Source organism: Desulfurispora sp. (assembly GCF_052744395.1).
The window spans coordinates 1-12,867 of the sequence record NZ_JBRAJI010000025.1 but is presented as its reverse complement, the minus strand read 5'-3'; the positions used below and the strand labels follow the sequence as shown (position 1 = coordinate 12,867).

The 12,867-nt window shown below is 57.6% G+C and carries 14 protein-coding genes and 1 riboswitch; all 14 genes read right to left on the bottom strand.

What is annotated here, in order from left to right; translation table 11 throughout:
- Positions 1-79 precede the first annotated feature (79 nt).
- The gene (locus ACUVTU_RS08045) at positions 80-985 is read right to left on the bottom strand and encodes a Ppx/GppA phosphatase family protein (protein WP_445889448.1); all 906 of its coding nucleotides are present in this window, start codon (positions 983-985) and stop codon (positions 80-82) included.
- 210 nt (positions 986-1,195) lie between these two features.
- Positions 1,196-1,618 carry a S1 RNA-binding domain-containing protein gene (locus tag ACUVTU_RS08040; RefSeq protein WP_445889447.1) on the bottom strand — a complete coding sequence of 141 codons (423 nt, stop codon included), beginning with the start codon at positions 1,616-1,618 and terminating at the stop codon, positions 1,196-1,198.
- 120 nt (positions 1,619-1,738) lie between these two features.
- Positions 1,739-2,026: an FtsB family cell division protein gene (locus ACUVTU_RS08035; RefSeq protein ID WP_445889446.1), complete on the bottom strand. Its 288-nt coding sequence runs from the start codon at positions 2,024-2,026 to the stop codon at positions 1,739-1,741.
- Between the two features lie 176 nt (positions 2,027-2,202).
- Positions 2,203-2,679 (bottom strand): spore cortex biosynthesis protein YabQ, encoded by a 477-nt coding sequence (yabQ, locus tag ACUVTU_RS08030; RefSeq protein ID WP_445889445.1) that lies wholly within the window; start codon positions 2,677-2,679, stop codon positions 2,203-2,205.
- A gap of 27 nt (positions 2,680-2,706) precedes the next feature.
- Entirely contained in the window at positions 2,707-2,994 is a 288-nt protein-coding gene (gene yabP, locus ACUVTU_RS08025; RefSeq protein WP_445889444.1) for a sporulation protein YabP, read from the bottom strand.
- A gap of 222 nt (positions 2,995-3,216) precedes the next feature.
- Positions 3,217-4,164, bottom strand: a complete 948-nt coding sequence (locus ACUVTU_RS08020) for a SpoIID/LytB domain-containing protein (RefSeq protein ID WP_445889443.1) — start codon at positions 4,162-4,164, stop codon at positions 3,217-3,219.
- A gap of 293 nt (positions 4,165-4,457) precedes the next feature.
- Positions 4,458-4,658 carry a hypothetical protein gene (locus tag ACUVTU_RS08015; RefSeq protein WP_445889442.1) on the bottom strand — a complete coding sequence of 67 codons (201 nt, stop codon included), beginning with the start codon at positions 4,656-4,658 and terminating at the stop codon, positions 4,458-4,460.
- A 351-nt stretch (positions 4,659-5,009) separates the two neighbouring features.
- The gene (locus ACUVTU_RS08010; RefSeq protein ID WP_018085207.1) at positions 5,010-5,285 is read right to left on the bottom strand and encodes an HU family DNA-binding protein; all 276 of its coding nucleotides are present in this window, start codon (positions 5,283-5,285) and stop codon (positions 5,010-5,012) included.
- A gap of 88 nt (positions 5,286-5,373) precedes the next feature.
- Positions 5,374-6,858 carry a nucleoside triphosphate pyrophosphohydrolase gene (gene mazG / locus ACUVTU_RS08005; RefSeq protein WP_445889441.1) on the bottom strand — a complete coding sequence of 495 codons (1,485 nt, stop codon included), beginning with the start codon at positions 6,856-6,858 and terminating at the stop codon, positions 5,374-5,376.
- Between the two features lie 173 nt (positions 6,859-7,031).
- The gene (spoVT, locus tag ACUVTU_RS08000; protein ID WP_445889440.1) at positions 7,032-7,592 is read right to left on the bottom strand and encodes a stage V sporulation protein T; all 561 of its coding nucleotides are present in this window, start codon (positions 7,590-7,592) and stop codon (positions 7,032-7,034) included.
- 133 nt (positions 7,593-7,725) lie between these two features.
- The gene (locus ACUVTU_RS07995) at positions 7,726-9,546 is read right to left on the bottom strand and encodes a dynamin family protein (protein WP_445889439.1); all 1,821 of its coding nucleotides are present in this window, start codon (positions 9,544-9,546) and stop codon (positions 7,726-7,728) included.
- Positions 9,547-9,658: 112 nt separating this feature from the next.
- Positions 9,659-10,840, bottom strand: coding sequence for a cation:proton antiporter (locus tag ACUVTU_RS07990; protein ID WP_445889438.1), 1,182 nt, complete (start codon positions 10,838-10,840; stop codon positions 9,659-9,661).
- A 23-nt stretch (positions 10,841-10,863) separates the two neighbouring features.
- Complete coding sequence (locus ACUVTU_RS07985) at positions 10,864-11,298, bottom strand: universal stress protein (protein ID WP_445889437.1); 435 nt, start codon at positions 11,296-11,298, stop codon at positions 10,864-10,866.
- Positions 11,299-11,513: 215 nt separating this feature from the next.
- Positions 11,514-11,572: riboswitch (Fluoride riboswitch) on the bottom strand.
- Between the two features lie 65 nt (positions 11,573-11,637).
- Entirely contained in the window at positions 11,638-12,666 is a 1,029-nt protein-coding gene (locus ACUVTU_RS07980) for a SurA N-terminal domain-containing protein (RefSeq protein WP_445889436.1), read from the bottom strand.
- Between the last annotated feature and the right edge of the window lie 201 nt (positions 12,667-12,867).

Here is a 12,867-nt window from a genome sequence, read left to right as displayed (position 1 = left end):
TAATTATAATACAGTCGGTGGGTATTACTTGTAATTTTTGGTATATTGTACCAGTTTGTTTTTGGCGTATTTTGGCGCTTCAGCTTGCCCCGGCTAGTTCCACAGCCAGACCATCCAGCAGGTCGGCTTCGCTGACCACCAGACGCCCCGCCCCCAGCAGTTCCATTAGCAGCAATAAGATCTGCACTCCAGCCACAATAATGTCGGCCCGGGCCGGCTGCAGACCGGGCAGGCGGCGCCTTTCCTCCAGCGTCATACCGGCCAGACGGCGGTGGATTTGCTCCACCCGGGAGCGGCTCAAAGCATAGCCCTGCACTTTTTCCGGCTGATACAAGTTCATTTCCAGGTCAATGGCCGCCAGGGTGGTGGCTGTGCCGCCCACTCCCACCAGAAAACCCACCGGTTCACCGGCCAGCGGCTGCACCAGGGGTTCCAACAAGCGGCGAATTTCGGTGGCACTGTGTCCGCCCTCGGTCATGCGCACCGCCCCCACGGGCACACTGCGGCTGATCAGTTGCCCGCTCCGCTGTGTAGTCAGTTCGCTGCTGCCTCCCCCCACATCGGCCACCACCACGCCAGGGGGAAATCCTCCGGCCAGCAACACGCCGCGGTAGCTGTATTGCGCTTCTTCCTCACCCTGCAGTACCCGCACCGGCCAGCCCGTGGTCCGCTCCACCAGCCGGCAGAAATCCTCCCGGTTGGCGGCATCGCGCACTGCGCTGGTAGCCACCACCGCCACCTTCCGGCAATTCCACGCGGCCACCTGATCCTGAAACTCCTGCAGGGCTGCCAGGGTGCGCTGCACCGCCCCGGGCAGCAGATAACCGCCCCCGATCCCCTCGCCCAGACGGGTGGTCTTCAGGGCGAAGTGCAGGCGTTTTAAGCTGTGCGGCCCGCTCACGTCGGCGATGAGCAGGCGCAGGGAATTGCTGCCCAGATCTATTACCGCCACCCGCCGGGCCGCTTGTCCAGCATCATGGGACAAAACAGTCACATCCTTGTTTTAATTTAATCCAGATATTTCCGGCCGCCCGGCGCCCGGCATACTGGCAGTGATCGCGGCCCCGGGCCAAACACCTTGGGCAGTAATCATACCGCGCCAAAACACAAAGCATTCCCCTGCCGGAGAATGCCCTCACCTGCCACTTCTGCTGTGCCGCCCCCAGACCCGCACGGAGCAGGCCCCCAAACCAACCTAACCGCGCCTTCCACCGCCGCGCCCACCGCGCCGGGAGTCGCTGTAGAGCTTGAGCCCCTGCTGTCTTTCCTCACTTTCTTTCAAAAAGCGGGCCAGCTTATCTTCGAAAGACACCTGGGTTTGCTGGCCGCGCGGCCGGTAGTTATGTCCCCTGCCAGCCTGGGGCGTGCCGGATGGACGGGCAGTCGCACTGGCCTGCCTGATGGAAAGCCCCACCTTGCCGTTTTCCTGGACCGAGATCACCTTTACCTTCACCCGGTCGTTGATCTTGAGAAAATCGTTGATGTCGCGCACGTAGACCTCGGCCACTTCCGAGATGTGCACCAGGCCGGTCACTCCGCCCGGCAGGAGCACAAAAGCGCCAAAACTGGTAATACCGGTAACGGTACCCTCAATAATGCTGCCCACTTCCACCGGCATGTGTTCTGGTTTTCCTCCTTATAATATTAAAAGCCTTTCATCTTAGTCAATTATATGCACGGGGCGGAACAAGTGTCAAGCGCCTTGCCGCCTGTTCCAGTTTCCCCAGACGACAGGATATTACTGCCCACTGCGGGTGATGATGCGGGTTTCCCCGGGCTTGACCAGCCCCAGCTTTTCCCGGGCCATTTGTTCGATATAGGAATCGCTCTGCACCTGCTGGAGCTGCCGGCGCAGTTCCTCATTCTTCTGCCTGAGCTCCCGCACCTGGGACTCCATCTGGCGCACATCCTGCTGCATGGTGGCCAGATGACCGTACTGCAGGCAGAAGTTGAAGGCCAGGAAAACCATGAGCACAAAAACAATCCCCATCAGGGTTTTTAGTCCGGGGCGAAACACTCTGGCCATACCCATCACCTTGCTGGTTTATACTCCCCGTCCGCCCCCTCAAGGCAGCTCGATATTTTCCGGGTACCTGCATTACTTCGCTGCCTGCGGCCTCTTCCCTGCCGGTTACAGCAATTTTTCCGCCCGCAAGCCATTTTTTTCGGTTAGGAGGTTTGGCGACCGACGGCAAAGCTGAACTATTTTTTCCCTTTGTTCATAATCCGCCCGGCCAGCCCCGCCAGGCCGGCCCCAGCCCGCCGGATCAAACGCAGCGGCCAGAGCAGCACGGCCGCCACCAGTTGCACCGGCCAGAAAAGAACGGCCACCAGACGCCGGCATATCCGCCCCGCCCACCCCAGCACCCCGAACAGACCGCTCAGGCACCCCCGCCAGAATCGCTCCAGCCAGCGGGCACAAAACCGGTAATAAAAGGCCGCGCCCAGCAGCAGGAGCAAAAATACATACAGCCGCAGCTGGCCGTTATTCACCAGCACCAGACCGGCAAAAACGGGCGGCAGGAGCAAAAACCAGACCAGAAAATCGCACAAAGCTGCCCACAGCCGGTTACGCCGCCCCGAACGGGTCAGTACGCGCCAGAAGTGATAGAAAGCTGCCGCCACCCAGCCCAGTGCTACCGACGATACCAGCACAATAAGCTGCTTTTCCAGGGGCAATGGGCACCCCTCCCGTTATCCCGGCCACTATTTGAACAACCGGCCCAGGATGTTTTTCCCCCGGCGGGATGCTGCCGCCGCCTCCCGGTAAAGCAACGAGTGCAGCAGGCCGTCCACTTCCAGCAGCCCCTCTTCCAGATTCAAATGGGTGATGTAGAGATTCTCCCCCTGCAACAGCAAAACGCCCAGCACCGTATCCAGGATAATCTCATTTTCATTGAAACTGCCCACATGGCGCACACCGGTCACTCGCAGCTTTTTGCGGTTTTCCAGCACCAGCTGCTGGCTGTGCTGACCGCCTCCATACCCTTCCATGTTCTATGTCCCCCTCCTTAAATTGCCTAATCAAGCGGTTTTGAGACCGCCCCACCTGTCCGACCAATCCGGCCAGCAGTGAACATTATTTGTTAAATTTTATGAATGGCCCGCTGGACATATGAAAACGGCACCAAATAAAACCGGTTATCCAACCGGCATTTGACCCCTGAAAAACATAAAAACTCCGCGCCTGCCTGCGACGCGGAGCAACCATACTTTTTAAGGATACAATTTGTCAATGCGGACATTCTGATAATAAAACTTAACAATCTCCTCGGGCGATTGGCCCTGCCTGGCCATCAGGTGGGCCCCCCACTGGCACATACCCACGCCGTGGCCGAAACCGCGCCCCGTCATCACCAGCTGGTCGCCCTGCACGGCGATATTTTCCAGCAGGGTGGAACGCATCACTTCACTGCCCAAAGCCAGGCGCAGCGCCGGTCCACCCACCGTCACACTGCCCAGGCGGATGGTCTCGGCCCGACCGCTGGGACCCTTGCGGGCAATGGCGGCCTGGCTGATGTTACCGGGGTCCTTACCCGTTATTTTCTGCACCGCCGCCCGCACTCTGGCCAGCGGCACCCGGGCCGTCCACTGTTTATTCTCAGCCGTAGTGATGGACAGGCAGTTGTCCCGCACATTGGCTTTCACATAAGGCGTGGGGGTTTTGGTATAAGCCAGCCCTTCTTTGGCCGAGCTGGATATACCTCCGTCACAGGCTGAAAACCAGGCCTTGATATACTGGCCATTGTAAGTGATTACTTCGCCCCGGGTCATCTGCACAGCTTTGCGCACATTGTCGTTGATTCTGGACGGATCATAAGCCTGGAATTCTTCCACACTGGTGGAGGCATCGGTACCGTGCAATTTTTTCACGCGACCCGCTTGAATGTTTTCCATGGTAAATGTCCGTGCCAGAATGGCCTGTGCCGCCAGGGCGTTTACCGGCCAGGTGGGCTCCATTTCCGCCGCCACCACGCCGGCCACATAATCCTCCAGTTTAATTTTCTTCTTCTGGCCGGTATCATTCACAAACAGTGATATTTCCGGCTCACGGTCATAACGGGTGGGCGCAGGCTTTTTCTGCGCACCGGGACGACAGGAAACTGCAATGACCAGAATAGCTGCGGCCAACAAAACACTCAAGAAAGCTTTTAATCTGAACAAACCAGGCACCTCCCCGCAATTTTCTAGGCAATTTTATTTTGGCCCGCGGGAAGGAATTTATGCCCACCGGCGACGCTTTGGCGCCCTGTCCGGCCAGCGGGCCGGCAAAATGGCCAGCCGCAGCTTTGGTCCCCACCTCCCGGTCCCCGGCCTTCCGAATAAACCCCCGGTAACCGGCTTTCCTCAAAATCTTTCATTAATAATATAAAGCCCGGTTTTGCGGCTATGCGCCGTGAGCATATGTTGGGTTTTCCGGAAAGCCCATACTTCTTTGGCCTGTCTACCCGGCAATGTTAAGGCCCCCGCACCCACTGGCCAAGCCTTAAGTGCTCCTCCTGCCTGGCCGCACCCTGAGCACCCCCCGACCGCCCCATCACCCGGCCGGGCCTGTCCACCACCACCTGGCACTGGAGCACACCTTCCCGCACCGGCCGGCCCGGCCACACCCCGGTTCCTGCTGTTACAGGCGCTGCCGCTTTTCTAATCATCACCATCACCCCTTGCTCCGAGTATGGTCATACGGGGCCCGGTCAGCCGGCCTGTCCCAACCGGCCCGCTGACCGGCAAATCCCCACTTTGCTGTATATATTACCATATTCTGGCAAGGCGTGTATATTTCCATATATCTCCATAAGAAACCGGCGGGCCGGTTTATTACCGGCCCGCTCCTATTTATGCCCAGTTTCTCTTTTTGCCTTATTTTTACAACAACAAACCCCCGGGCAGCCGGGTTTTACCGCACTGGCCTGACCGGAACCAAAACAAAAAGGCCCTGCCGAACAAGGCCTTTTTCTTGCTCCACCCCTTCTCGCTGCAGTGCAGCCGGGCCTGTATGTACCTCCTGATCAGGAAGAAACGGCATCCCGCAGGACTTTGCCGGGCTTGAAAACGGGCACCCGGGCGGCGGCAATGTCAATCTCCTCGCCGGTTTGCGGGTTGCGGCCCTTGCGCGGTGCCCTCTCGCGGATTTCAAAAGTGCCAAAGCCCACCAGCTGCACTTTCTCGCCACGCACCAGCGCCTCTTCAATGCTGGCCAGCACGGCGGAAACCGCTTTCTCGGCGTCCTTCTTGGTCATTTCCGCCTTTTCGGCCACCTGCGAGATCAGGTCTGCCTTGTTCATACTTACCCCCCTTAGTGGTTTAATCGCTTCACAGCAAATGTATTCGCTGCAGCTGGCAAATTTCCTCCCGCCATGCAAATAATTCCTTTTATTTTTCGCTTTTTTGCGCTTGTTTTACAGCTTCCCACCACCGGTCCAGCTGCTCCAGCGAACATTCCGCCATATTTTGACCGGCGCAGCGAGCCATTTGCTCCACGGCCTGAAAGCGCTGCACAAATTTGCGAGTGCTGGCCAGAAGGGCCACCTCGGCGCTCACTCCGGCCAGACGCACCAGATTGACCGCGGCAAACAGCACATCGCCCGCTTCCTCTTCCACTGCCAGCCGGCCCTGCCCCTGCTCCAGCGCCCGGGCCAGTTCGCCCATCTCCTCCTGCAGCTTGTCCCGGGCTCCCCGCCAGTCGGGCCAGTCAAAACCCACTTTGGCCGCTTTGTGCTGCAGCTTCTGAGCCAGCAAGAGGGCCGGCAAATGCCCGGGCACAGCACCCAGTACGGAAGGATGTTGCTCCTGCAAGCCTTTTTCCCGGGCCTTGATCTTTTCCCAGTTGGCCAGCACCTGGCGGCTGGATTCTACCTGCAGATCGCCAAAAACATGCGGGTGACGGCGGATCATCTTTTCGGTAATGCCCCGCACCACATCATTGATATCGAAATAACCGTTTTCCCGGGCTATCTGGGCGTGGAAAACAATTTGTAGTAACAAGTCTCCCAATTCTTCACACAAATTATACATATCCCCGCTGTCGATGGCCGCCAGCACCTCGTAGGCTTCTTCCAGCAGGTAGCGGCGCAAAGTGCCGTGGTCCTGCTCCCGGTCCCAGGGGCAGCCGTGGGGAGCCCGCAGGTCGGCCATCACCTGTACCAGCGGGTCCAGGGGATAGCGGCGCGGCTTTTGCCCGGGCAACGGCGGAACATACAGGCTGGTGAGGTGATCCAGCCAATCCTGGTGGTCCAGCTCGGCCAGGGGCACTTCGGCCACCCGCTCCCGGCCCGGCACGCCGGCCGCCTGCACCAGCGTCACCCGGTGTTCGGGCGGGTAATGCTCCAGTAAAAACAGTTTCACATCCCCGGCCACCAGCCGGCTGTAAATCTGGGTGATCACCACCCCTTGGGCCGGATCCAGGCTCTGCTCGGCAAGGCGCAGGCCATCCAGCACACCAAGGCCCTGCGCCGGGTCCAGCCGCAGCGTGGCATAAAGGGCATCCAGAAAACTCATGGCCGGCACAATTTCCACCGCCGCCCGGTCCACCTGCTCTAAGAGCAGCTGCACACTGCGCTCGGCCACCAGGGGATGCCCCGGTACGGCGTATACCAGCGGCTGTTGGCCCGCCGCCAGCCGCTGCCGCAATGTTTGTGCTATTTCCCGGTATATTTCCTCAAAATTGTCCGCCTGCTGGTAGAGATGGTCAAAGGTTTGAAACCTGATGCCCATCCGCTCCAGATCAGCCACCACCGGGTGCACCGCTGTGCGCAGATAAACATGACGGCTTTCCTGTAAAAGCGCCAGCACCCGGGGAGGCAAAAGGTCCAGGCTGCCCGGCCCCAGGCCGGCGATGATCAGCTTGCTCGACACCATTTCCCACTCGCCTTTCCTGTCCTGTTAAAAATCCGCAAGTTCAGATCTCCCCACCAAATAATACCACAAATCCAACCCAATATCCTGTAACAGGTGTTGATTAATATGCACATCACCAATAATCCAGCATGCCGGCACACCCATAAAAAAAGTGGCCTTTTACGGCCACTCTTTTACTGTTCCATCTGTTTAGCCAGAAAGCCGGCGGCGGTTTCGGCCAGTTTTAGCTCCATTTCGCCCATTTTGACATTGGGGTCGCGAGAGGCCAGAATCACCGCTCCAATGGGATCCCCCTCGGCGATGATGGGGGCGATCACCTCGCTGGAATATTTGCAGTCACCGTCCTCCACAATGCTGCAATCCTTGCAGTGGGGATCCTCGCCGGGGTTGTTAATGATCACGGCCTTGCGCTCTTCCATTACCTTTTCAATCACGGAACCAATGGGTTTATTGATATATTCCTTCTTCGGTGCTCCAGCCACCGCAATGATGGTATCCCGGTCGGCAATGCAGGCTATGTGGCCCAGCGCTTCATAGAGGGAATCGGCATACTCTTTGGCAAAGTCACCCAGCTCGCCAATGGGCGAATATTTTTTCAGGATCACTTCGCCTTCCCGGTCAACAAAGATCTCCAGCGGGTCGCCTTCCCGAATCCGTAACGTCCTTCTGATTTCCTTCGGTATCACCACTCTGCCCAGATCGTCTATGCGGCGGACGATACCCGTTGCCTTCATTGGTCACCCTTCCCTCCTTTTTCTGCTCTTCGCTGTAGCGTTAAATACTTTCACAGATAGTATATAACTGGAGGGAAGCACTTATTCATTTTTTACCAACCAGGACAGGCTAAATTTCAGTTTTCGACATTGCTCACCATTTACCCGCCACCGCTGCCGGGCGGTCGGGTACACTGCCCGGCTGCCCGCTTTCCGGTACCGCCAGCAACTCGTCCAGAGCACTGCTTAATGCGTCTATTTGCTGCAGCAGGGATGCAAGCTCCTGCTTACGCCTGCCAATGTAATGCTCCCCTTTTTCTTTTTCGCTTAACGCCCGGGATAACACCTGCCTGGTGCTGTCGACCACCTGCCTGAACTTTTCTTCCAGTGCCTCTTTGAATTCGCGCGCGCTTTTTTCCACCCTTTCCAGATAGTCATATCTAACCCGCCCGCAATTTTTGTCCAGTTCCCGCAAAGCCTGGCGTTTGATCCGACCCCAGATCAGCGGTCCCAGCACCCAACGGGGCAAAAAGAGCGCTCCCACCTGCAGCGGATCCTGGGCCAGTAAGGAGGCATCATTACCAAACTTGTAGTAGAGCCTGGTCTCTGCAGTCAGCGCATCCACGCTGCTAAATCCGGCTACCTGCACCTGAAAGATGCTGGCCGACTGCTCTACCAGCTGCTGGATCAAACGGTTGGCTTTTTGAACGAAGCGAGCCACCAGCCTGTTGTAGGATTCATTTACGGTTTTCTCCAGTTCGGGCTGCCATTCGGCAAATGCCTGGCTCAACAACCGGTAAAGCTCAGCCTCCAGTTGCTCCAGCAGGGCTCTGGCACCAAAAACTCTGTTCTGGCGATAAAATTCTTCCAGTTGCCTGGTAATGCGGTAATATTGTTCCTCCTGAAAACGCTTTATTTCCTCCTCCAGACGGGCAAACAACCTGTCCAGCTCACCCCGCAGCAGGTAGGCGTTATCCTGTTGTTCCTGCTCCAGTTCCTGCACCATCCGGTCAAAAAGCTGGATTTTGCCCACCAGTTCATCTAAAGGGGTAGAAAGGGCCCCCAGCTCCAGTTTCACCCCGCTGCGCAGCTCGCGCAAAACGCTGTGCCCCTTGCCTGCTGCAGCCGCCAGCACCGCCCGGCCTTTTTCCTGCAGTAAAAAAGTAGCCAGCTCACTGCTGAACTCGGGCAGGCCGCTATCCACCAGCATATCTTCCCGCCCGGCCTGGCGGCCCTCCAGCGCCCGGCGGGCCGAAAGGGGAAATACTTTCACCCCTGTCCAGCCCACCTTGTCATGCAACGTTTTTACCACAAAATCCAGGGCCCGGGAGCGATCGGCACCGGCCAGATAGTCAATTTTATTCAGGATGAAGAAGGTTTTCTGGGCATACTCCTTGATGTTGTTCAAGAATTCCACTTCGGCCTGGCTGATAGGCTGATCGGCGGAGAGTAAAAAGATGGCCGCGTCCACCAATGGCAGATACCGGTAAGTTTCATCAGTATTATTCTGGTAAATTGAACCCACCCCGGGAGTATCAATAAGCAGCACACCATCCTGCAAGTATGGGGAAGGATAACTGATGCGGACATGGCGCACCTGTTTGCTGTTCTGCGGATTGCCTTCCTCAGTAACATACTGGTCCAATTCGGATAAGGGCACCGTCACGTTCCGGCCATCCAGAAAACTCACTTCTACACGTACCGAACTGCCATATTCCAGCAGGGTAACAATTGAGGTCAACGGCACCACCGCCGTGGGCAAGATGTTTTCCCCCAGCAGGGCGTTGATGAACGTAGTCTTACCCCTCTTGAACTGACCCAGCACTACCAGGTGAAATTTATCATTGCGCAAGTTTAGCTGTACCGCGGCACTGTAAGCGGCCAGTTCACCTCTTTCCAGATTCCCGGCTATTTCTCCTATCTCCCCCAGGTACCGCAGTAAAGCCGCCTTTGTTCTGGCATATTGTCCGGACATACGCTATCTCCTCCTCCCGGGCCTGCTCTGGCCCTCTTGCCGTTATTTCTCTGCGTATACTGTCTTCAGACCGGTGCACCGCCGCATTCCCGGCCGCAGCAGCACCGGCCAATCAATCAGCCCGCACCGCCGCCGCACTGCTATCCTGCACCGGCGCACCGCCCGGCGACCGGCAGACCTCCGCTCCCGCCGGCCGGAAGAACCACTGGGCAATCAATGTGGGCACCACGGCACTGCCAATCACTACGGTTACCAGCACAGTGTACTGGTACTGATCAATCAACTGGCGGGAAAGGCCGAACAGCGCGGAAATGGTCCCAAAGGTCAGACCGGTGGACATGAGCAAAGTGGTGTACATGCCCTCCCGGGCTGCAAAACGGAAGGCCCGCGTCAGGGGCAGCACACTGGCAAACTTGGCCAGCACCTTGACCAGCAGCAGAACCAGGATAAGTACGGCTCCCTTGGCCACTGCCGGCAGGGAAACAAACAGTCCGGCTTTGAGAAAGTAGAACGGCGTTACCAGGGCAAAGGCCATGCCCCGCATCCGGTGCAGCAGTTCCCGGTGTTGCAGGAAAAAGCCGGCCAGCACCATACCCAGCAGGTAGGCCGGCAGCACCGCCTCACTGTTGGCCTTGATGGCCAGCCCCCCTAGCAAAAAGAGCAGCAGGCAGAAAAACTTGACTTCCAACTGGCTCAACCGGTCCCCGTACCGGCGGGTGAAATAAGCGGTCAGGCGGGGCAGCACGGCCAGTGTCAGCCCCAGAGCACCAATAAAGATGGCCATCCAGTAATTGAAATCGGCAAAAAAGATGCCCAGAGCCAGCACCGTGCCCAGATCGGTGATAAAACAGGCGGCCAGAATGACCTTGCCCAGCTCGGTTTCATTCAGGCCGGTTTCCACCATTACGGCGTAAACCACAGCCACCGAAGTAGTAGAAAGAGCTATGCCGCCAATTAATGCCGCCGGCTGGTCCCAACCGGCTAGATAATAGCAATAGGCCCAGGCGGCCAGAAATGGCAGCAGGAAGGACAAAAAGCCGATGGAAATGCTCTCCCGCCAGCGTTTCTTTAGCACCTGCGGATCCACCTCCGCGCCGGCCAGAAAGGTGAGCAGTATACTACCGAAGCCAGCCAGGAAGTTGACCCATTCGGTCATTTGCAGGCCCAGGAAGTTGCCACCGATGACACCGAACATGATCTCCAGCAAAGCCACTGCTATGCCCAGACGGCAGGATAAAAGCCCGGCCGCCAGAGCCAGTCCCACCCAGAGTGCAGCCGCCAACCAGGTGTTCATGTTTCTTCCCTCCCTTTCGACCTTCAGGTTTCCTCCACCACTTCCACCGGACAGCCCGCCCGGCGGGTCACCTGCCAGCTGATGCTCAGCAGCGGCAAAAAGCGGCCCAGACTGCGCCGCCGCCGGCCCAGCACGATCTGGCGGCAGCCCTTTTCGGCCGCCAACTGACAGATCAGGCGAACCGGATCGCCGGCCAGAGCGAAAAACTCCACCCGCTGTCCGTAGCGCCCCAGAATGCGGGTCACCCAGTTCTGCATTTTGCTGCGCTGCTGCTCCAGCGCCTGCCGGTAATCTTTTTCGGTCACCCCCAGGAAGCTGGCCATGGCCGGACCGTAGGAAAAGACATAGAGCACGGTACAGGAGATTTCCGGGTTTTCCACCATGCGGCGAGCTACCAGCCCGGCCGCTCTGGCGGCAGCCCGGCTGCCGTCAAAGGCCAGTAAAATGCGCTCACTCATCGCCCCCACCCCTTGAGGAAACGTATTTCCTGCTAGAAGGGATTCTCTCCCGTCACCGGCCTGCCAATACATGGTATAGATTATGTCTTATTCCCGGTCACTATTACCATTACCGAACGCAGCCACCCATCCCGGTTCCGCACTTCACTTCCTTTCGCCACTTCCGGGGCCGAGCATTGCTGTAAAATAAAAGCTCCTACCACACAAAAAACCTTCATGTGGTAGGAGCTATCAGCTGACAAAGCATTAGGCGAGCTCCATCGCCGGCATATTAACCTGGTTTCAATATCACTTTATCACTGCAGTAATTTTCTGTCAATATCCCGGCAGGCTGGCAGTTTAATTTTTCTTTTGTTCCGTACCGGCGGATGACTTCTGCTGTTCATCGCCAGCCAGTTTGTTTTCTATCTTGGCCGCCTTGCGCAGCTCCTGCACGAAATCGTCCAGCTTTTTCTGGGCCGCCTCGCTGTGCAACTGCTGAACGATCTCATCTTTCACTTCGGCAAAGGATAACTGCTTACCAGCGATATCCTTTTCTTTCTTAATGATATGATAGCCGTATTCGGTCTGCACGGGCTGGGTGGTTATTTCCCCCGGCTTTAAAGCCAGCGCCGCCTTTTCAAATTCGGGCACGGCATCGCCCTTCTTGAATGTGTACAGGCCGCCACTGGAGGCACTGCCCGGATCCTGGGAGTATTTTTGGGCCAGTTCGGCAAAGTCGGCCCCGTTTTGCAGCCGGGCAATCAGCTGCAAGGCGGTAGCTTTGGCCCTGGCCTGTTCCTGAGCGTTACCACCACCGGATCCGCCCGTCGTAATCAGGATGTGCCGCACCTGGTACTGGGCCGGCACCTGGTACTGCTCTTTGTGGGCATTGTAATAGCTCTGGGCCTCGGCCTCGGTAGGTTGTTTTAAGTCGGCCAGCACTTTTTGCTGCATTTTGTCCATAATCAGGCTTTCCCGCACGGCATCGCGCAGTTTGGGCTCGGAAAACCCGTTGGCGGCCAGATATTTCTTGAACTCGGCATCATCCTTGAACTGCTGGCGGAACTTTTTCAGCGCCTCGTCCACTTCCTGGTCGGTAGGATTGATTTTCCACTCTCGGGCCTTTTGCAGCAAAAGCTCGCGGTCAATGAGCTGCTGCATGGTCTGGCGGCGCAGCATGTCCAGCAGGGGTTTGGCCTGCTCGCTGTCAAAGGAGAGGCCCATCTGGGCATACTGCTTTTTCATCTCTTCCACTTTTTGGTCCAGCTGGGTGGCGGTGATGGGCGTACCGTTCACCGTGGCCACGGCGTTAGTGCTGCAACCGGCCAGCACTAAAAGGGCCAGGCCCAGCAGCGCGGCTAAAAAGCGCGGGTATTTTTGGGGCAAAATAATCACTCCCTGTTTATTTTTTCAGCTTAACCATCCTTAGTGGGTGTGCATCCTTCGCTCGTCCGAATTTCGTACCGGGCAGCACCGGCGGCTCGGTCGCGGGCGGGCCGGGCCGCCCCTAATTCGACATCGTGTCTCAACTGGGGCTGGCGCGGACGTCCTGTCCGCGCCTCCCGGCCCGCTGCCGCGCCCTCGCCG

What these genes read in the sequence shown, in the direction of transcription:
- ACUVTU_RS08040 (WP_445889447.1), bottom strand. Translation starts at nt 1,618, where the DNA reads ATGCCGGTGGAAGTGGGCAGCATTATTGAGGGTACCGTTACCGGTATT.
- ACUVTU_RS08035 (WP_445889446.1), bottom strand. Translation starts at nt 2,026, where the DNA reads ATGGCCAGAGTGTTTCGCCCCGGACTAAAAACCCTGATGGGGATTGTT.
- yabP (WP_445889444.1), bottom strand. Translation starts at nt 2,994, where the DNA reads ATGGAAGGGTATGGAGGCGGTCAGCACAGCCAGCAGCTGGTGCTGGAA.
- ACUVTU_RS08015 (WP_445889442.1), bottom strand. Translation starts at nt 4,658, where the DNA reads ATGGTGATGATTAGAAAAGCGGCAGCGCCTGTAACAGCAGGAACCGGG.
- ACUVTU_RS08010 (WP_018085207.1), bottom strand. Translation starts at nt 5,285, where the DNA reads ATGAACAAGGCAGACCTGATCTCGCAGGTGGCCGAAAAGGCGGAAATG.
- mazG (WP_445889441.1), bottom strand. Translation starts at nt 6,858, where the DNA reads ATGGTGTCGAGCAAGCTGATCATCGCCGGCCTGGGGCCGGGCAGCCTG.
- spoVT (WP_445889440.1), bottom strand. Translation starts at nt 7,592, where the DNA reads ATGAAGGCAACGGGTATCGTCCGCCGCATAGACGATCTGGGCAGAGTG.
- ACUVTU_RS07995 (WP_445889439.1), bottom strand. Translation starts at nt 9,546, where the DNA reads ATGTCCGGACAATATGCCAGAACAAAGGCGGCTTTACTGCGGTACCTG.
- ACUVTU_RS07990 (WP_445889438.1), bottom strand. Translation starts at nt 10,840, where the DNA reads ATGAACACCTGGTTGGCGGCTGCACTCTGGGTGGGACTGGCTCTGGCG.
- ACUVTU_RS07985 (WP_445889437.1), bottom strand. Translation starts at nt 11,298, where the DNA reads ATGAGTGAGCGCATTTTACTGGCCTTTGACGGCAGCCGGGCTGCCGCC.